Annotated in this window: 15 protein-coding genes and 1 other annotated feature; all 15 genes read left to right on the forward strand. The window is 36.9% G+C overall.

What is annotated here, in order from left to right:
- Positions 1-163 precede the first annotated feature (163 nt).
- Positions 164-703 carry a dCTP deaminase/dUTPase family protein gene (locus WKK_RS04680; protein WP_006844964.1) on the forward strand — a complete coding sequence of 180 codons (540 nt, stop codon included), beginning with the start codon at positions 164-166 and terminating at the stop codon, positions 701-703.
- Positions 704-706: 3 nt separating this feature from the next.
- Positions 707-2077, forward strand: coding sequence for a DNA repair protein RadA (radA, locus tag WKK_RS04685; RefSeq protein WP_006844965.1), 1371 nt, complete (start codon positions 707-709; stop codon positions 2075-2077).
- A 31-nt stretch (positions 2078-2108) separates the two neighbouring features.
- Positions 2109-3221: a PIN/TRAM domain-containing protein gene (locus tag WKK_RS04690; protein ID WP_006844966.1), complete on the forward strand. Its 1113-nt coding sequence runs from the start codon at positions 2109-2111 to the stop codon at positions 3219-3221.
- An 86-nt stretch (positions 3222-3307) separates the two neighbouring features.
- Entirely contained in the window at positions 3308-4804 is a 1497-nt protein-coding gene (gene gltX / locus WKK_RS04695; protein ID WP_006844967.1) for a glutamate--tRNA ligase, read from the forward strand.
- A 60-nt stretch (positions 4805-4864) separates the two neighbouring features.
- Positions 4865-5074: a binding site (T-box leader), on the forward strand.
- A 63-nt stretch (positions 5075-5137) separates the two neighbouring features.
- A complete protein-coding gene (gene pheS, locus WKK_RS04700) occupies positions 5138-6181 on the forward strand; it encodes a phenylalanine--tRNA ligase subunit alpha (protein WP_013989625.1) in 1044 nt (347 codons plus the stop codon).
- Positions 6182-6186: 5 nt separating this feature from the next.
- Positions 6187-8610: a phenylalanine--tRNA ligase subunit beta gene (gene pheT / locus WKK_RS04705; RefSeq protein ID WP_013989626.1), complete on the forward strand. Its 2424-nt coding sequence runs from the start codon at positions 6187-6189 to the stop codon at positions 8608-8610.
- Between the two features lie 306 nt (positions 8611-8916).
- Positions 8917-10506 (forward strand): endolytic transglycosylase MltG, encoded by a 1590-nt coding sequence (gene mltG / locus WKK_RS04710; RefSeq protein WP_013989627.1) that lies wholly within the window; start codon positions 8917-8919, stop codon positions 10504-10506.
- A gap of 11 nt (positions 10507-10517) precedes the next feature.
- Positions 10518-13166: a YfhO family protein gene (locus WKK_RS04715; protein ID WP_013989628.1), complete on the forward strand. Its 2649-nt coding sequence runs from the start codon at positions 10518-10520 to the stop codon at positions 13164-13166.
- Between the two features lie 96 nt (positions 13167-13262).
- Positions 13263-13745, forward strand: coding sequence for a transcription elongation factor GreA (gene greA, locus WKK_RS04720; protein WP_006844972.1), 483 nt, complete (start codon positions 13263-13265; stop codon positions 13743-13745).
- Between the two features lie 174 nt (positions 13746-13919).
- Entirely contained in the window at positions 13920-15953 is a 2034-nt protein-coding gene (locus tag WKK_RS04725; RefSeq protein ID WP_013989629.1) for a penicillin-binding transpeptidase domain-containing protein, read from the forward strand.
- Positions 15954-16055: 102 nt separating this feature from the next.
- Entirely contained in the window at positions 16056-16610 is a 555-nt protein-coding gene (locus tag WKK_RS04730; RefSeq protein WP_013989630.1) for a 5-formyltetrahydrofolate cyclo-ligase, read from the forward strand.
- An 89-nt stretch (positions 16611-16699) separates the two neighbouring features.
- Positions 16700-16912, forward strand: a complete 213-nt coding sequence (locus tag WKK_RS04735; RefSeq protein WP_006844975.1) for a YqgQ family protein — start codon at positions 16700-16702, stop codon at positions 16910-16912.
- Positions 16913-17011: 99 nt separating this feature from the next.
- On the forward strand, positions 17012-17977 hold the full coding sequence (locus WKK_RS04740) for an ROK family glucokinase (RefSeq protein ID WP_006844976.1): 966 nt from the start codon (positions 17012-17014) through the stop codon (positions 17975-17977).
- Between the two features lie 405 nt (positions 17978-18382).
- On the forward strand, positions 18383-19963 hold the full coding sequence (locus tag WKK_RS04745) for a C40 family peptidase (protein ID WP_013989631.1): 1581 nt from the start codon (positions 18383-18385) through the stop codon (positions 19961-19963).
- Between the two features lie 77 nt (positions 19964-20040).
- Complete coding sequence (locus WKK_RS04750) at positions 20041-20550, forward strand: NUDIX domain-containing protein (protein WP_013989632.1); 510 nt, start codon at positions 20041-20043, stop codon at positions 20548-20550.
- Positions 20551-20586 lie beyond the last annotated feature (36 nt).

Genomic DNA, 20586 nt, shown 5'->3' on the forward strand with positions numbered 1-20586 from the left:
AATTTAAACACGAATTTTAAGCGTCCTTTTAGGAGGGCGCTTTATTACTTTAAAAGGGGGACTGATTTAGTAATTTAAATCTTAAAATGTGATTGGCAACGCATTATTTATTTGTAAATTAGGTATAATAGAAAACAGACAATTCATTTTAGGAGGCTTTAAGATGGGACGTAGCTTTGCGATCGTTAAAAAATATCAAAATGCTGATTTGAAACTACCACAAAGAAGTACAAAATATGCAGCAGGGTATGATTTTGAAGCAGCAGAAGAGTTTGTGGTACCTTCAATTTGGCGACATAATGTTTTAAAAGTGCTTTGGTCAATCTGGCGTCAAAATCGAGTTACAGATACAGAGTACCAACGAGCTCATCAGGATTTCAAACCTGTTTTAGTTCCAACAGGGATAAAGGTTTATCTAGAAGAAGATGAATATTTAATGGTGGCGAATCGATCGTCCAATCCATTAAAACGCGGTTTAATTCTACCGAATGGGGTGGGGATCATTGATGCTGACTATGTTGATAATCCAAGTAACGAAGGTGAGTTGTTTATTCAAATGACCAATTTTGGACTACGTGATCTCATAATTAAAAAAGGTGAACGGATTGGTCAAGGAATTTTCATGAAGTATTTGGTGACAGATCAAGATGATCAAGATAATAAAAAAGTACGTCAAAACGGATTTGGTTCAACGGGGGTATAAAATATGGCAAAAGTAAAGACCCATTTTGTTTGTTCTAACTGTGGTGATATTTCACAACGTTACTTGGGTCGTTGCAGTAACTGTGGTGCTTGGGGAACTTTAGTAGAAGAAGAAATTCCAAGCGATAAAGTTGATCGTAAAAATCGAGTTAACTTAGCTGGACAAGTGGCGAAAGTAGAACGATTAAATCAGGTTGAATTAGAAGAGGTTCCTCGCGTTAAAACTAAAATTGAAGAATTTAATCGAGTTTTAGGTGGAGGGGTTGTTCCCGGCTCGATGGTCTTAATTGGTGGTGACCCAGGAATCGGTAAATCAACGTTATTGTTGCAAGTTTCAGGCCAATTAGCTGGCGAAGGGGTTGTATTATACGTTTCTGGCGAAGAGAGTGCGGCTCAAATTAAGTTACGGGCGGAACGTTTGGGCGTAGAAGATGATCATAATTTTTTGATTTATCCAGAAACTGATATGACACATATTCGGAAGGCTATTGATGATTACGGACCTGAATATGTCATTATCGATTCTATTCAGACGATGCAACAACCAGATGTCAATTCGGCAGTTGGATCAGTTGCACAAATTCGTGAGACGACAGCTGAATTATTGCAGATCGCTAAAACCAATGGGATTACGATTTTCGTCGTTGGTCATGTTACCAAAGATGGTGCTATTGCTGGACCGAAAATATTAGAACACATGGTTGATACAGTGCTTTATTTTGAAGGTGACAATCAACGTAGCTATCGATTATTACGGGCTGTCAAAAATCGATTTGGTTCAACTAATGAACTCGGAGTTTTTGAAATGCAGCAGGAAGGCTTGACGGAGGTTTTGAACCCTTCTGAAATGTTTTTGGAAGAGCGGATGGAAGCTACCACTGGTTCAGCAGTAGTTGTGGCCTTAGAGGGTTCACGACCTATTTTGGTAGAAGTGCAGGCTTTAGTGACGCCAACTGTGTTTGGAAACGCTCAACGAACCAGTTCGGGAATTGATCGTAATCGGGTGTCACTGATTATGGCGGTATTGGAAAAAAGAACCAACATATTATTACAAAATCAGGATGCCTATGTTCGAGCTGCCGGTGGGGTTAAACTCAATGAACCTGCAGTTGATTTAGCTTTGGCAGTAGCAATTGCATCCAGTTATCGTGAGGCAGAGACTCGGCTAACTGACGCCTTTGTGGGCGAAATTGGTTTAACTGGTGAGATTAGGCGAGTACCACATATTGAAGAACGGATCACGGAAGCACAAAAATTAGGGTTTAAGCGGATTTTCATTCCGAAAAATAGTTTAAAGAAAATGCTGAAAATTGAAGGGATTAAAGTGATCACAGTTCAAACGCTCCGTGAGGCTTTAGATCTCGCGTTGAGTTAACGTTGATGTAAGAGAATAGGAGGGAGTTAGAATGCGCAAAAGAATTATTCAATTAGCGTATGTCTTAGGTGGTGGGGCTCTTGGAATAGCATACCTACCGGCCCTGTGGAATTTAATAGGTTATTCACATATTTTATGGATTAATAATCCGATTTTGGGATTTATCCTTGGTGCAATTATTTTTTATCTATTGAGTTTATTCACATGGTCGTTTTTTGATCGGTTATTGAAGAGGGTTGAACAAGCTCTGACTGAAGAGCCACCACTTAAGTTGTTGCTAGGTAGTTTGGGAACTATTGTTGGATTGGCTTTAGCTTTCTTAGCCACAGCTCCATTAAGAAATATTCCCAACTTCTTTATTAATACCGGAATACCTTTGTTAGCTATGATTGTTTTGGGGTATCTAGGCTATCGAATTGGTACTGGTCGTATGGATGAAGTTTATCGTTTCATGACAAGTTTGATGTCGCGGTTACGAATACGATCACCTCGTGGTGATTCAACAGAAACGACGGATGAGGAACCTTTGGATGAAGCTAATTTTCATCATTACAAGATTTTAGACACTAATATTTTAATTGATGGGCGAATTTTGGAACTTGTGAAGACTGGTTGGATTGAAGGAACTCTATTGGTTCCAAACTTTGTTTTATATGAATTACAGTATATTGCTGATTCAGGAGAGCCGTTGAAACGAGTGCGTGGACGTCGTGGATTAGATATTCTAAATGAATTACGCGAAAATCAAACTATTCCTCTTGAAATGTGGGATGGTGATTATGAAGATATTAAGGAAGTTGATGAAAAATTAATTCGGTTAGCCCAAGAATTAGACGGGGTTTTAGTTACTAATGATTTTAATTTAAATAAGGTGACTACTTTCCAAAATGTTGAAGTTTTGAACTTAAATGCCTTAGCTAGTGCATTACGAGCACAAGTAGCGGTAGGTGATCAATTACAAGTAGTTTTGGTTAAAAACGGTCGTGAACGTCAACAAGCAATTGGTTATTTGGATGATGGAACGATGGTGGTTGTTGAGGACGGAAAGAAGCATCTTCAACAACAAGTTAAAGTTGAAGTTACGTCAAGCTTACAGACAGATGCTGGTCGAATGATCTTTGGAGATTATTTAGCAACGGTATAACTTGAAAAGTAGGACTTAATAGCGTAAATTTAGTATTGTTTTGGGAATTATTGAATATAATAAATTAATAAAGAAGGTAGAATTAAATGACTGAAGTCACAGATAAAAAAGTTCGAGTACGTTATGCACCCTCACCAACTGGATATTTACACATTGGAAATACACGGACGGCCTTATTTAACTGGTTGTTTGCCCGACATTTTGGTGGTGAATTTATTGTTCGAATTGAAGATACTGACACATCAAGAAATATTGAGGATGGAGAAGAATCACAATTTGATAATTTGAACTGGTTAGGTCTTGATTGGGATGAATCACCTCGTAATCCTGGTAAATATGGACCTTACCGCCAATCAGAGCGTCTTGATATCTACAAGCGTTATATTCAAGAATTGTTAGATCGTGATCTGGCCTATTATTCATATAAGACTTCAGAAGAATTAGATGCTGAACGTGAAGCGCAAGTGGCTGCTAAGCAAGCACCTCATTATGTCTATGAGTATGAAGGTATGAGTGGTGAAGAAATTAAAGCGGCTCAAGAAGCAGCTCAAGCCAAAGGATTACCAGCGGTTGTACGTTTCCGTGTACCAAAAGATAAGCTTTATGCATGGCAAGACCTTGTTAAGGGCCATGTTGAAATTGGATCTGAACAAATTGGTGGTGATTGGGTTATTCAAAAGGCTGATGGAATGCCTACTTATAACTTTGCGGTTGTAGTAGATGACCATTTGATGGAAATATCACACGTTTTGCGTGGGGATGAGCACGTTTCAAATACGCCTAAGCAATTAATGATTTATGATGCCTTTGACTGGGAAGCACCTGTTTATGGACATATGACTTTGATCTTGAATGCTGAAACTGGTAAAAAATTATCAAAGCGTGATAACAATGTCATTGCGTTTATCTCACAATATCGTTCATTGGGGTACTTACCTGAAGCTATGTTAAACTTTATTTCATTGCTTGGGTGGTCACCAGTAGGCGAAAAAGAAATTTTCACCAAGAAACAATTAATTAAGATGTTTGATCCGGAGCGATTGTCAAAGTCACCTGCTAAATTTGATAACAAAAAGTTAGAATGGGTTAACAATCAATGGGTGAAGAAGATTGATGAAGGCGTATTATTTGATAAATTAATTACAGAATTAATTGATGCTAAATTAATCACACCTGATGAGTTAACTACGGAAAAGCTACAATGGGTTCGACGTGTTATGGCGCTTCATCAAGACGGTATTTCATATACTTCACAAATTGTTCCATTGGTTAAGCCGGTTTTCTTTGACTTAACGGCTAAAGATGATTTGGGTTCTGATTCAATGGACTGGATGGAAAAAGATTACGTTCCATCATTGTTGAAGCGATGGATTGAAATGTTAGAAGCAATGCCTGTCTTTGATGCTGGATCAATTGTCGCTTCAATCCGAAGCTTACAAAATGAAATGGATGTTAAGGGTCGTGATTTGTGGATGCCATTACGTATTTCAGCTTCACGGGTCAACGAAGGACCTAACTTAGGTGATGTAATGGAATTGTTAGGTCGCGAAGCTTCAATCAAAAATATTAAAGAATTCATTTAAAGATAAAATTAATTCCTGTTAGATCTCTTGTTTTTTAATAGGAACCTTGTATACTTTTAAATATAAACTTTGAACGGCCTAGTAAATTTTAAATCGGGTTTTAGAGAGCGGTGATTGGTGAGAAATCGCCCCGATTAATTTTGAATTTCAGCCGGGAGTTGATTAATTGATAAGATTAATCCGGTTCATTCTCGTTATTGAATGCCGTAAGTGTTAGGTTTTTGGCCTGACAAAACTTGGGTGGTACCACGTTAATTAGACGTCCCTTTGGCTTTTTAAGCCGAAGGGACTTTTTTATTTATTATGATTAATTTCAAAAAGAGGAGTGTGAGCATGAGTTTAATTCAAGATTTAGAAAAACTACGGCAACAAGCTTTACAAGATATTGATGAAAAAAGTAAAAATGCACAAGACTTACAAAATGCACGTGTTAATTGGTTAGGTAAGAAGGGTTCATTGACGAATATTTTGCGGGGGATGAAAGACTTAACACCTGAAGAACGCCCAACAGTGGGATCAATGGCTAATGAAATTCGTGATGCCATCACAGAAGCAATTGCAGAACGACAAGTTGAATTTGAAGCAGCTGCTTTGGAACGTCAATTACAAAAAGAAACATTGGATGTTACACTGCCTGGTCGTAAAGTTCAACAAGGACAGCCTCATGTGTTACAACAAATTATTGATGAACTAGAAGATCAATTTATGGGAATGGGTTATCAAGTCATTGCTGGTCCTGAAGTCGAGCAAGACAAATATAACTTTGAAATGATGAACTTACCAAAAGACCACCCAGCTCGTGATATGCAAGATACATTTTATATTACGTCTGATCTCTTGATGCGGACACAAACTTCACCAGTACAGGCCCGAACATTAGAGCAACACGATTTTACTAAGGGTCCATTAAAGATGATATCACCCGGGCGAGTTTACCGACGTGATACTGATGATGCAACACATTCACATCAATTCCATCAAGTTGAAGGTTTAGTGATTGATAAAAATATTACGATGGGAGACTTAAAGGGAACCCTTTTGGCAGTCGCTCATCAATTATTTGGTTCTGATCATGATATTCGTTTACGACCATCTTATTTCCCCTTCACAGAGCCTTCTGTTGAAGTTGACATATCTTGGGGACCAGTAACTGCTAAAACAAAGCCAGAAGATATTGAATGGATTGAAGTTTTGGGAGCTGGGATGGTTCATCCTAATGTTTTGGAAGCAGCGGGTGTCGATTCAAGTGTTTATGGGGGCTTTGCCTTTGGAATGGGTCCAGATCGATTTGCCATGCTAAAGTATGGGGTTGAAGATATTCGTAATTTCTACCTCAATGATATGCGCTTCTTAACGCAATTTGACCAGAAAGGATAATTAATATGAGAGTATCAACAAATTGGCTAAAAGATTATATGAAGATTGATTTACCAATCAATGAATTAGCCGAAAAAATTTCACGGACTTCTGTTGAGATTGAAGGACAATCCCAAATGCAAGGGAACATGAAAAAAGTCGTTATTGCAAAGGTTTTAACAGTTGAACCACATCCTGATTCAGATCATATGGTAATTACGCAAGTTGACGCCGGAGAAGAAGAACCAGTTCAAATTGTCACAGGGGCACCTAATATTGCAGAAGGACAAACTGTTATTTTAGCCAAGCATGGTTCAGTCATTGGAAATGGCGTTAAGATTAAAAAAGGAAAACTTCGTGGAGTTCGCTCAAATGGAATGCTTTGTGCTTTGCAAGAAGTTGGGCTTGATGATAAGTTAGCGCCTAAGGAGTTGGAAGCTGGAATTTGGGTCTTTAACGAAGATGATGTTAAAGATTTAAAGCCTGGTGATGATGCTTTTCATGCGCTTGGAATGGATGATGATATCTTAGAGACTGGGATCACACCTAATCGTGCAGATATGCTATCGATGAATGGAACGGCATTTGAAGTTGCTGCGATGTTAGGTGTACCTATGACGTTGCCAAAGTTTGAGTTACATGAAGCAACGCAAAAAACTAATGAGACTTTACAAGTTGAAGTGCCAAAGGAACTGGCAACTACTTACGGCGTTCGCGTTGTTAAGAATGTAGCAGTTAAGGATTCGCCTCTTTGGATGCAAAAGCGTCTTTGGAATATGGGAATTCGACCAATTAATAATATTGTAGATATTACTAATTATTTAATGTTAATGTATGGTCAACCCCTACATGCATTTGATTATGGTAAATTACCAAGTACTAATTTGAAAGTTCGGACAGCTCAAGCTGGTGAAAAATTAGTGACATTAGATGATGTTGAGCGAGAAACAAGTGCGGGCGATATCTTAATCACAGCTGATAATGAACCGTTAATGTTTGCTGGAGTGATGGGTGGAGCTTCAACCAGAGTTACTGATCAAACCCAAACTGTGGTCTTAGAAGCGGCTATTTTTGAACCAACATCCATTCGGCATACTGCACGTGATCAAAATCTTCATTCTGAAGCTTCACAACGCTTTGAACGAGGAGTTGATGAAAGTATGACGCTCGTAGCATTAGATCATGCAGCAGCCCTTATGGCTGAATTAGCAGGTGGTGATGTTTTGGCGGAACCGGTTATTGCTCAAAGTAAAACAATTAGTTTACCTGTTGTGTCAGTAACTTTGGAATACATTAGACATGTCTTAGGAATGGAAATTACGGTCACAGAGGTTGGGGATATATTTGATCGCTTGCAATTTGCTTATCAAGAAGATCAAGGCGAATTCAAGGTTGAAATTCCAACCCGCCGTTGGGATATTTCAATTTCAGCGGATCTAGTGGAAGAAGTAGCACGGATGTATGGTTATGATAATTTACCAACAACCTTACCAGTAGGGGAAATGACACCTGGTCAATTAACCCCAGCGCAGACTTTGATTAGAGCTAGTCGTCATACATTAGAGGGCTTGGGCCTAAATCAAGCTATGTCATATGTATTGACGACACCGAAAAAGGCAAAACATTTCCAATTAGAAGCTGGGATACCCGTACAATTAAATTATCCAATGTCACAAGATCGTCAACAAACACGTAGTTCATTGTTGACGGGGTTGCTAGATGATACAGCTTATAATATTGCTCATAATCAAAATGATGTGGCTTTGTATGAACAAGGACGTATTTTTATTGCTGATTCTGATCAAACTCAACAACCACGAGAAATTGAGCATTTAGCAGGAGTTATTTCAGGAAACTGGCACCAACGTTCTTGGGCTGATGCAGCAGAAGCAGTCGATTTTTATGCATTGAAAGGAATTGTTGAACGGTTATTAGAAAATTATAAATTTAAGCAAGAAATTAAATTTGTACCAACTGATCGACACGTCGAAATGCATCCTGGACGAACAGCAGATATTTTTGTTGGTGAAGTTTATGTGGGGATGGTTGGTCAAATCCATCCTTTGATTGCTAAAGAGTACAAAATAAATGAAACCTTTGGATTTGAATTGAATTTGGATACAATTATTGATTTGAAAAAGTTAAAGACTCAATATAACGAGGTTTCACGTTATCCTGAGATTTCAAGAGATATCGCTGTATTGGTTAATAAAGAATTAGATGCTGCTACTTTGCAAAAGACTATTGTACAAGCTAGTGGTCGCTATCTAGAAAAAGTTGAACTATTTGATGTTTATACCGGAATGAATGTTGGTAGCGATCAAAAATCATTGGCTTATACTTTAACTTTTGTTGATCGAGAAAATACGCTAACTGATGATGTCGTGACTGGAGCAGTAGAAGCAATTACTAATACGCTTGAAGAAACATATAATGCTGAAATTCGTTAATATTACTTCGTTTTTTTAAACAAATTAGGCGTTTTATGAATGAAATGGTAAAATAAATGGGATTGGGATAATTGTTTCCAATCCCATTTTTAGTACCTGTTTTTCAGGTTATTTAAAATAATATTAATTTGTATTAACGAGATAGATCCATTTAAGGAAAAACCGGAGTACTTAGCATAGCTTATAATTTTCGTTGATCGAATTTATATGAAATTATCACGAATGAACAGAAATGGTTTTTGATCATAGAAACTTCTGATTGAAACTATGGACTGAATTTATATAAAAGTAATAGGGGAATTTAATATGCCATTTGAACCGCGAAATTCGCGTTACGAAAAATCTAAAAAAGGATTTTTAAAACGTGATAAACCTAAAGATCAGCCCCAAGAGGCACCTGATGAAAAATCAACGTTACTAGACGATAATCAATTAGAATCCAAACGTTTGACACCTCAATTAAAGGAAGAAACATTGACTAAACCAAAGCCAAACGATCAGCCAAAACAAAACGACGCTAAACCAAGCCAAAACGTTCAGATTGAGAATAATTCAGCTAAAGAAGAGCTTCCTGCGAAACTGGAGGCATCCGTAGAAATAGATCATCTGACTAAAGATCAGCGTCTCACAGATGAAACTGTAGAATCACTATCTAGACGTTCACGTTTAAATTCAAATAAAGCTAAAAAACAGACGAAGAAGGTAGCGCCAAAAGTTGTCTCTGAGCGTCCGATTAAAACTAAGAAAGCTAAAGTGACTCGTGGTAAACAACAACGACGTCCTAAGGCTAAAAAGGTAAGTGGGAAACGTCGCGTAATGTGGATAATATTGGCCTTAATTATTGTAATTATTGGAGTGATAGGTTGGCGTGGAATTAGCGCTTATCAACAATCAAACAATTACAGTGCTATGCAACCCAAAAATAAAAAGAAACAAGAAATTTATATTCCGCAAGGATCCACAGTGCAACAAATTGGACAAATTTTGGTTAACAAACATTTAGTTCATTCGAATAAAGCTTTTTTGCATTATGTTAACACCCATGATGCTAACAATATGTTGGCGGGTTATTATCAATTGAGCCCCTCAATGCCGATGAATGTTTTAGTTAATCGGCTCTTAAAGGGTGGTTCAGATACGCCCATGAATCATGATATGGTTTTAACGATGACTGAAGGTGAGGGGATCGATAGCTTTGCAAAAAAAGTCGGTAGTTCTAAGAAATTTACGGAAAAGGATTTTTTAGATAAAGTTAATGATCAAACCTTCTTGGAGTCGCTAGCTAAAAAGTATCCTGAATTATTAACTTCAGCTATGTCGGCTAAAGACACTCGCTATCGTTTAGAAGGATATCTTTATCCAGCGACTTATGACTATACTCGGTATAAAACAGTAGAAGATCTCATTACTGCTATGGTGGATAAAACTGATACAGAAATGCGACCTTATTATAGTAAGATTAAGAAAAGTAATATGAACATGCAAGAACTTATGACCGTTGCTTCATTAGTTCAAGGCGAAGGCGTCGGCGATAAGGATATGCGAATTATTGCGGGGGTATTCTTGAATCGATTGGATATTGATATGCCCATTCAATCTGATGTCGCTGTTAAATATGCATTGAAAACTGATAGAGTTAATTTATCAATTGATGATACGATGGTAGATTCACCATATAACTTATATCGGAATCCTGGTTATGGACCAGGTCCAATGAATAATCCAAGTATTCAAGCGGTTAAAGCTGTTTTGAATCCCAAGGATCGTCAGAAAAAGTACTTGTACTTTGTGGCTAATTTGAAGACAGGAGCTATTACTTATACTAAGAACCAAGATGATCATGATGCGGCGGTAGCTAAGGTTGATGATGTTAATCAAGGGATGGAAAATAAGTAAAAGGACTAGACATGCACAAAAAAACGATTAATTTAAATCCGTTACAGTGGCGTGCCAACACTCAGGCCTTATGGCTCAGCTTTTTAGGACCGGTTATTTTTATAGCCGGTTATTTTGCGTTTCGAGGTGTTGCGCCATTTGGTGATAATACAATTTTGACGGTTGATTTGGGACAACAATATATTGATTTTATTGCGTATTTGAAAGATAGTTTGCTGCAGGATCCTAGTCGCTTATTATATAGTTTTAGTAAAGGCCTGGGTGGTAATTTCTATAGTGATGGAGCGTATTATCTGTTTAGTCCATTTAACTTACTATTGCTACCATTTTCTAAAACAGGGCTATCATTAGGAATTTTTTTAGTTACTATTCTGCGTTATGGCTTGGCAAGTTTAAGTATGGCTTGGGCTCTACGCTTGATGCGTTGGCAAAATGGTTTTGCGTTATCCGCTTTTGGCTCGATTTATGCTTTAAGTGGCTGGATGTTAGTGAATCAATTAAATGTAATTTGGATCGATGTTGTGATCTTGCTGCCATTGATTGTAGCTTTTCTAGAACGTTATTTAGCTGGATATAGCTATTGGCCTTATATATTGCTATTATCATTAGCTTTTATCTGTAATTATTACATGACCTATATGGCTGGACTATTTTTGATTTTCTATTTTTTATGGCGTCTAACTTGGGAACCATATTCATTTTATGAACGTTTAAAATTGGCAGGTAAATTTATATTTTCATCATTGATGGGGATTGGTTTGTCAACGTTTGTGTGGTTACCAACGGCAATGACTTTGCATAACTCGAAGGGGCAGCATTTTTGGGAAAATGTAAAAAATGTTTTTGATAATACCCCTGTCGATTTAATAACTAAATTTTTCCCAGGTGCGTTTAATTTTAAACAAATAGAAACAGGTTTACCGAATATTTTCGTAGGAAGTTTGATTCTTATTCTATGTTGGTATTTTTTCACGACCAAAAATGTTCGTTGGCCCACACGTATTATGGGGGTCGTTGTGACCGCGTTTTTCGTAGTGTCAATGTTATATCAACCCCTCAATGTTGTCTGGCATGGATTCTCATTTCCTGTGTGGTATCCGTATCGGTTTAGTTTTGTATTTATTTTTTGGTTAATTTGGTTATCAGCTAGTGTTTGGTCGCCAAAAATTGAGTTTAGTAAATTTCAGGTTATTAGTTTAGCTGGGTTAGCAATAGCAGCAATTGGTTGGATTATTTATCGAATTGATCAATATGAGTATTTAAATCTGTATCAGATTGGTTTAGGTGCTACTATATTTACTTTGATTTTAATCGGATTGACACAAATACATAAGCATCCCTGGTGGATAGCTGTGATCGGTTTGCTGGTTGGAATTGATATGATAATTAACTCTGTGTTAACCCTTAATCATCTCAGTTATTTATCAAATAGTGAATATCAAACGGTTGTTAAGACTATTCAAAAGAATATCGATACTTTACCTCATAAAAGCAATGATTTTTATCGTGTAACGAAAAATTTTCAGCGAACTAAGGATGATCCAATGCAATTTGGTTATGCCGGAGGAAGTGTTTTTACATCGATGTTAGAAAATCAGCAAAGTGATTTGATGGCAACTTTTGGACAACCAGAAGGAGATAATTATATTGCTTACGGAGGAGGAACTTTAATTAGTGATAGCTTGTTAGGAATGCGTTACCTGTTACGTTTAGATCAAACGACTAATAAACAAATTCCGTCAGCAATGTTTAATGATAATCGATATGATGCACAAGAAAATTATAAGATGATCAGCCAGCAACAAGGGATTCAGGTGACGAAAAATAAAAACGCCTTACCTTTGATCTTTGCCTCTGATCCAACAGTACTTAATTTTAAAACGCATAATGATGATCCGATCAAAAATCAAAGTGATCTTTGGCAATCATTACTAGGTAGTGAGGATAAAGCTTTTCAAAATATTAATTTTAGTGGCGCTCAGGCGGAAAATCTAATGACACCTGAAACCGTGACTGGTGCTTTTTTGTCAAAAAATAATCAAAAAAAGAATGCAAGTTTGACTTTGTATTATCAAAAACAAGCATCAGGACCGACTTATTTAACTCTAGGGACTGCTTTGAATTCTGACAATTTAGAGCTACAGGTTGATGGTCAAATAATTTATTCGATTCCAGCACATCGACATACGATGATTTATACATTACCGGATAATGGTCAAGTGGGAGATCAACATCAAATTAAATTAATTTTGAAGACGAATACAGTATGGTTACAGAATGTCTCGTTATATGCTATGCGGCAGGATATTTGGGACAAACAAGCTAAGCAATTGCAAAAACAAGGTATTAAATATCAGACGGTCAAATCCAATGATATTAAAGGAACCATCAATGTTCCTAAAGGAGAAAATGTTTTGATGTCGACCATTCCTTATTCTAAAAATTGGTCAGTATCGATTGATGGACGTGAGGTCAATACAGTTAAAGTTGCTGGTAATTTCTTGGGGGCGGTTGTATCATCAGGAGATCATAGAATTGAATATGAATATAAGGTGCCACTATTACATGAAGGCCTATTTATTTCCATTGGATTTATGATCTTTTTATTGGGGATGAGTTGGTCAGAAAGTTCTAAGCGTCGACATTCCTTACATGAATAATCTTTACAACTAATTAAGATCGTGGTATCTTGATTTTTAGTTTAGATGGTAAAAACCATTAATTAAAATTATATAAATTATTATAGGGGGCCAATTATGGCAGATGAAAAAACATACCCAATGACACTTGAGGGAAAGCAAAAATTAGAAGCGGAGTTAAATGAATTGATCACGGTGCGCCGTGGTGAAGTTACTGCCGCAATTCAAGAGGCGCGTTCCCATGGTGATCTATCTGAAAATTCAGAATATCAATCAGCTAAGGATGAACAAGCTTTCATGGAAGGCCAAATTAAGTCTTTGCAGAATATGTTAGATAATTCTGAAGTCATTGATTCGAGCTCCATTGCTGCCGATGAAGTTTCAGTTGGTAAAACGGTTACCTTTCAAGAAGATGGGGATGAACCAGAATCTTATACTATCGTAGGTTCAATTGAAGCTGATCCCGATGACGGTAAAATTTCTAATGAATCACCGATTGGAAAAGCCTTGATAGGACATAAGGTGGGCGACATGGTCAAAATTACTACTGAAAATGGTTTCTCGTTTGAAGTTAAAATTATTTCAGTAACCTTAGCATAAATAATACCGTTTAACGGGGTGATAAGTTTTTTGAAATGAGCATTGGCTGATTTTGAAAAACTTATTTTTTTCCAGGATATTCTTGAATAATGAAACGAGTATATTTTGTTAATTGTCTATGTAGAATGTGATAGAATAAAACTAACTAAATTATAAGAAATTAAGGTGTGATGAATGCAACAGCCAAGACGTAAAAAGAAAAATAGGCGGGCACCCAATTCATTAACTCGTATTCCCGTACGGTTAAATGTTTTGCTAGGAATTGTAATTTTGCTGTTGGTTTTACTAGGCTTGCAGTTGGCAAACTTGCAAATTCGTCGCCAAGCTAGTTTTAAAGAAGAAGTTAACTCAAGCGCTACCAATTTAGAAAAAGAGCGTGTACAGCGGGGTCGAATTTACGATGATACTGGAAAAGTAATCGTTGATAATAAGGGGACTCAAGCGATTACATATCGTAAGCCCAAAAGCACTAGTGAGGCAGAGATGTATCGAGTCGCTAATGAGACTGGTAAATATCTTAAGGTGGATACCGATCAATTGGCACCAACTAATTACGCAACTTATTATGTATTAGATAAAAAACGAGCTGAAAAAGTTGGCCGTTCAATTAAGAATTTAGCTACTTATGGAACTGATGAGTGGATGCGTCAAGTGACTAAATATGTCATGACGCATGAGGATGATTTTCCTATGACTGGTCAACAAAAGAATAATGCCATGTTGTATCAAAAGATGTCAGGAGCATATGCATTATCGACGGTTTATTTGAAGACCAACGATGTGACAGATAAAGAAATTGCTAATATTGGGGAACGTCAATCTAAAATGCCAGGGGTGAAGGTTGGAATTTTCTATACTCGTGAGTATCCGAATGGGGATGGAATGAGTTCAATTATTGGTTCTGTTTCAAATTCAAAGTCAGGATTACCTGAATCAGAAGTTAATACTTTGTTGACGCAAGGATATAGTCGTGATGACAGTGTAGGAACTTCATATCTTGAAAAATACTATGAATCGGCTTTGAGTGGGAGTAAGAAAATTATTTCTGTGGGAAGTAATAATTCAAAACAAACAGTAGTACAAAGTGGTCAAGCTGGATCAAATTTGAACTTAACAATTAATTCTAAGTTTCAAGAAGATTTGCAAAAAATTCTGGAAGAAAATATTCCAGGTGGTTTAACAGAAGGTGCTTATGCTGTAGCCATTAACCCTAAGACTGGTGGGTTGTATGGAATGGCTGGAGTACACCGTGATAATGAAACTGGGAAGTTAACATCAGATGCTTTGGGTAATATTAATCGAGCACAGGTTGTCGGATCGGTTGTTAAGCCAGCCATGATTACTACTAGTATGATGAATAATGTAATTAGTCCTCAAAATAATGCAGTTAATGATGTGCCAATTCAAATTGCGGGAACGGCGAAGAAGTCATCTTGGTTTAATCAAGATGGTAGTGTTCCATTAACAGCTGAAACAGCCCTACAAAATTCTTCAAATTCGTACGTGATGCAAATGATGCTAAAGATGGGTGGCTTAAATTACTATCCAAATATGACACTAGGTAATTTGGATCATGATGTATGGCAGAAGATGCGCAATGGGTTTGCTCGCTTTGGCTTGGGAGTTAAAACGGGAATTGATTTGCCTGGAGAAACAACGGGAATTAAAGGTGATACTGGTGCTGATCATAGCGGTAATGCTTTGGACGAGGCTTTTGGTCAATATGATACCTTTACTCCTATTCAATTAGCACAGTATGCTGCGACCATTGCAAATGGTGGCTATCGAGTACAGCCACATGTAGTTGGTTCGATTTCACAACGACAAAAAAATTCTTCGATTGATCAACTCCAGACTACGATTCCAACTAAGGTTTTGGGCACTGTAGGATGGACTTCTGCTGAACGTGAAGTGATTTGGAAGGGAATGAACTTAGTGGTAAATGGAACAGGTCCTTACGTGACTGGTTCAAATTTGAAGTCAATTAAGCCTGGTATTTATGCCAAAACTGGAACGGCTGAAACGTTTACCAAGGGTCAACAGACTTATAGTTCAACCGGAATTTCGTTTGTGCCAAACAGTGATGTAGCTATTGCAGTAGCTATTCCAGGAATTTCAAATCAAGCACAAGATGGAATTTCATCAGAGTTTACTAAGAAGATTTGGGAAGCTTATTGGAAAGATGTTGAAAATTCTGATAACAAGTAGATATTAAAAAATAAAAGTAAAATCCTTGATTTGTGTTATAACAAATTGAGGATTTTACTTTGTTACACAATAATTATTCAAGATAAAGTATGAGAGTGGATTATGATGATATCTAAAAAAATATTAAGGCAGCAAGCTCTGGAAAATTTAAAAAGGGTCACAACATCACAGAGGGTTGAACTGTTAACGCAGTTACCTAAAATGGTTACTCAACTAGTACAATGGAAAACGAGCCAAGTAGTGGCCGTTTCAATGGCGACTACATTTGAAATTCCGACTAGTTTGCTAATTCAGATTGCTTTTCAGCAACAAAAAACAGTTGTGGTACCTAAAGTTAAAACTAAAACTGTAATGGAATTTGTTGTAGTGACACCAGAGACTATTTATGAAAAAAGTACATTTGGAATTTTGGAACCAATTACTGGGCAAATAGTTCCGCCTAATATAATCGATTTATTCGTAGTTCCAGGTTTGTTTTTTAGTGCTGATGGTCATCGTATTGGATTTGGAGGAGGATACTATGATCGATATTTAAGACAAAGTAAGGGTTATCGAGTAGGAATGACGATAGCTAATAATTGGCAACCAATACCAACGTGGAATGTTGAAGAAATGGATCAGCCCATGGATAAAGTAATAAAACTAACGATCGAATAAGGACAAGATATGGTAAGATATTTCTGTATCATAACTGATATGGTGATTTCAAAAAATATTTAAAAAGTATGTAAAAAACGAGGTGTTAAATGGAACAACGACCAATGCAAACTTTTAAAGATGTGCTAAATTTACTAAAAGTTTATGATATTTATATTCACGTGGGTGAGCGTTTGTGGGATATAGAGTTAGCAGCTATTGAAGTTGATAATTTGGCTAAAGCAAGTTTAATTGATAACGATTTATATTTGCGAACTAAATTGGTATTAGAACGAGAACATCGCTTAGAATTAAAAAAATAAATTAAATCGCTTTCATTGACTTTTATAGGATTTGTTTTGTACAATATAAAAGGTTATTGAAAACGCATACATTGAAATCTTGCGGGGGAGTATTTTAAGATGCAAAAAGATAAATTAATTGGTGTTGATTTAGGTGGTACAACGATCAAGTTTGCGATTATGACTGCGGATGGTGAAATTCAGCAAAAATGGTCGATTCGTACCAACGTTTTAGATGATGGAGAACATATCGTACCTGATATTGTTGAATCAATTAATCATCATCTTGATCTATATGAATTACCAAAAGAACGTATTATTGGAATTGGAATGGGAACTCCAGGTACGGTTGATTATCAAAAGGGAACAGTCCGATCAGCTTATAATCTAAATTGGCAAGAGACGCCAGTTCAAGTTAAAGCTGAAATTGAACAAGGAACTGGCTTACCTTTGACAATTGATAATGATGCTAATGCAGCTGCTTTGGGAGAACAATGGCGTGGTGCCGGTGAAAATGCACAAGAAGTGGTCTTCATTACATTAGGAACTGGTGTTGGCGGTGGAATTATCAATGATGGTCACTTGATGCATGGAGCTTATGGAACAGCTGGTGAAGTAGGTCATATTGTTGTTAAACCTGATGGATACCTATGTACATGTGGAAACCATGGTTGTTTGGAACAATATGCTTCAGCAACGGGGGTTGTTCACCTTGCTCAAGACTTGGCAGAAGCATATGCTGGAAAATCAGAACTAAAAGCGATGATTGATGATGGAGCTGAGGTGACATCTAAAATTGTTTTTGATTTAGCTAAAAATGATGATTATTTGGCAAATGAGGTGGTTGATCAAGTTGCATTCTATCTTGGATATGCCTCAGCTAATTTGGCTAATACTTTAAATCCATCAGCTATCGTTATTGGTGGCGGAGTTTCAGCAGCTGGACCTTTCTTATTAGAACGGGTGAAAACTAACTTTATGAAATTTGCATTCCAACCAGTACGTGAAAATACTGACATTAAATTGGCAGTTTTAGGAAATGATGCTGGAGTTTATGGAGCTGGTTTGTTATCTAAACAAGCATAATCAAGCTGAAATAAATAAAGATTTACTCAACTTTTTTGGGGAAATCTTTTTTTGGTAATGTAGCGTTATACTTTTGTTATAAAAATGTAAATATTAAATTTCTTTTAAAATGGTAAAGAAAGCTAAAAGATGTTAAAATTTACTTAATGTAAGAATATGAAATTTTTAACAGTTGAATGAATCCCTATTTAAAGGGAATTAAACCAATAGCTAGATAATTAAAGCGTTTCTGTAATTGAAAATAAATGAGAATATGCGATAATATTTGTTATAGTTATCAATACTGTCAAAATTATTTTTTACATTAGTTGCTAACTGTCAGAATTTATTTACAAAACAATATTAGTAAGTAATCCTATAGTAATTAAGGATTACCTCAACAAATATACTCGAAGGGGTACAAAAATGTCGAATTTAGAAAATATAAAACTGTCAAATACTGGTAAAATGATCGTTGCTGCAGCAGCAGTAACGGCTGGGGCATTGGTACAAATTAATCAAAATGATCAAATGGTTAACGCTGATGATACGAAAGCAGCGGTTCAAAATCTTGGACAATCAACTAATACATATAAAATTCAATCAGGTGATACTTTAACTAAAATCGCTAAAGCTAATGATGTATCTTTAGATGATTTGGTAAAGTTTAATGGTATATCTGATAAGAATATGATTATTGTTGGTGAAACTCTACAATTATCAGCCAACAATACTGATGCTAAAACATCAGAAGCTAATACTACCAGTGATGCTTACACCGCTGTTGATGGGACTAAGATCACTGACTTACAATACAATGTCAATGCTGATTCTGATAATGATAACTTCATGACTGTTTCAGAATATAATGCATGGGTTAATGGTGGACGTCACGAAGCTGAAGCAGCTTCAGAAGCTACAACTGAAGATGCTGTATCATCAGAAGCTACAACTGACACAGCTGCAACAAGCGATGCTGATGCAGCTGTTGACGGAACTAAAGTTGCTGACTTACAATACAACGTCAATGCTGATTCTGATAACGATGGCTTCATGACTGTTTCAGAATATAACGCATGGGTTAATGGCGGACGTCACGAAGCTGAAGCAGCTTCAGAAGCTACAACTGAAGATGCTAAGTCAACAGAAACTACTGCATCATCAGAAGCTACAACTGACACAGCTGCAACAAGCGATGCCAATGCAGCTGTTGACGGAACTAAAGTTGCTGACTTACAATACAACGTCAATGCTGATTCTGATAACGATGGCTTCATGACTGTTTCAGAATATAACGCATGGGTTAATGGCGGACGTCACGAAGCTGAAGCAGCTTCAGAAGCTACAACTGACAATGCTAAGTCAACAGAGACAGCTGCATCATCAGCTACAGCTGACACAGCTGCAACAAGCGATGCTAACACAGCCGTTGATGGAACTAAAGTTGCTGATTTACAATATAATGCCAATGCTGATTCTGACAATGACGGCTTCATGAATGTCTCAGAATATAATGCATGGGTTAATGGTGGACGTCACGAAGCTGAAGCTGCACCTAAGGCTGCTACAACAACTGACAGTACTAAGTCAACAGAAGCTGCTGCTCCAGCAGCTACAGAGACTGCAACTACTAACAACAGCCAAAATCAAGGTTCTTGGTATGATGTAGCAATGTCATTGACAGGAATTCCTTATGTTTGGGGCGGACACACACCAGCAACTGGATTAGATTGTTCAGGATTTACTGCTTGGGTTTATAACCACTCAGGAATGACTTCTAACTTCCCAGCCTATACTGTGGCACAAGAAAGTGCAACAACTAGCATTTCTGTTTCTGCAGCTCAACCAGGAGACCTTTTGTTCTGGGGAACACCAGGAGCAACTTACCACGTAGGAATTTATCTTGGAAATAACCAATTTATTGCTGCACCACAACCAGGAGATGTTGTGCGTGTACAAACTCTTACAGCTTCATGGATGCCAAGCTTTGCTGGAACTTTACGTTAATATAAAATAAAAAAACTCGTGACTTTTTAATGGTCATGGGTTTTTATTTTAAGTAAAAATAGAGTAAGGAGAGTAAAATGCCATATAGAGATTCATATGTTGCGCAAATACGAAAATATATTGGTCATGATTTTAAATTGGTAATGCCAACAATTGATGTTGTTATTGAGAAGTCCGGCAAATTGATGTTAATTTATAATCGTGATTTTAATGGCTGGTCATTTCCTGGTGGTTATGTAGAACCTGAGATGTCCTGGGCTGAGAATGCCAGCCGTGAAGCTCAAGAAGAATCGGGGTTGATGGTTGATCCGGATGATCTTAAGCTGATTGGATCAGTTTCTGGTGAAAATTATCGAGCTAAATATGCAAATGGGGATGAAACTCAACTTTTTACTAACGTTTTTTTTACTTCCGTTGTACAGCATGAATTAATGGAGATCGATCAAACAGAAATTGATGCTAAAAAATGGATGACCCTTGCTGAAATTGAAGAAGTCAATTTAACATTTGCTGGCCAGGCTGTTTACGATGTTTACAAAAAGCACCTAGCGACAGGTCAAACACAGATAATTACCAAAAATGACTAGTTTAATTAGATTATGTTAACTTTTTTATGCTAAAAT

This window comes from Weissella koreensis KACC 15510, from assembly GCF_000219805.1.
GTDB lineage: Bacteria > Bacillota > Bacilli > Lactobacillales > Lactobacillaceae > Weissella > Weissella koreensis.

What these genes read in the sequence shown, in the direction of transcription:
- WKK_RS04750 (WP_013989632.1), top strand. Translation starts at nt 20,041, where the DNA reads ATGCCATATAGAGATTCATATGTTGCGCAAATACGAAAATATATTGGT.
- WKK_RS04690 (WP_006844966.1), top strand. Translation starts at nt 2,109, where the DNA reads ATGCGCAAAAGAATTATTCAATTAGCGTATGTCTTAGGTGGTGGGGCT.
- WKK_RS04730 (WP_013989630.1), top strand. Translation starts at nt 16,056, where the DNA reads ATGATGATATCTAAAAAAATATTAAGGCAGCAAGCTCTGGAAAATTTA.
- WKK_RS04735 (WP_006844975.1), top strand. Translation starts at nt 16,700, where the DNA reads ATGGAACAACGACCAATGCAAACTTTTAAAGATGTGCTAAATTTACTA.
- WKK_RS04745 (WP_013989631.1), top strand. Translation starts at nt 18,383, where the DNA reads ATGTCGAATTTAGAAAATATAAAACTGTCAAATACTGGTAAAATGATC.
- WKK_RS04725 (WP_013989629.1), top strand. Translation starts at nt 13,920, where the DNA reads ATGCAACAGCCAAGACGTAAAAAGAAAAATAGGCGGGCACCCAATTCA.
- gltX (WP_006844967.1), top strand. Translation starts at nt 3,308, where the DNA reads ATGACTGAAGTCACAGATAAAAAAGTTCGAGTACGTTATGCACCCTCA.
- greA (WP_006844972.1), top strand. Translation starts at nt 13,263, where the DNA reads ATGGCAGATGAAAAAACATACCCAATGACACTTGAGGGAAAGCAAAAA.
- pheT (WP_013989626.1), top strand. Translation starts at nt 6,187, where the DNA reads ATGAGAGTATCAACAAATTGGCTAAAAGATTATATGAAGATTGATTTA.
- pheS (WP_013989625.1), top strand. Translation starts at nt 5,138, where the DNA reads ATGAGTTTAATTCAAGATTTAGAAAAACTACGGCAACAAGCTTTACAA.
- mltG (WP_013989627.1), top strand. Translation starts at nt 8,917, where the DNA reads ATGCCATTTGAACCGCGAAATTCGCGTTACGAAAAATCTAAAAAAGGA.
- radA (WP_006844965.1), top strand. Translation starts at nt 707, where the DNA reads ATGGCAAAAGTAAAGACCCATTTTGTTTGTTCTAACTGTGGTGATATT.
- WKK_RS04715 (WP_013989628.1), top strand. Translation starts at nt 10,518, where the DNA reads ATGCACAAAAAAACGATTAATTTAAATCCGTTACAGTGGCGTGCCAAC.
- WKK_RS04680 (WP_006844964.1), top strand. Translation starts at nt 164, where the DNA reads ATGGGACGTAGCTTTGCGATCGTTAAAAAATATCAAAATGCTGATTTG.
- WKK_RS04740 (WP_006844976.1), top strand. Translation starts at nt 17,012, where the DNA reads ATGCAAAAAGATAAATTAATTGGTGTTGATTTAGGTGGTACAACGATC.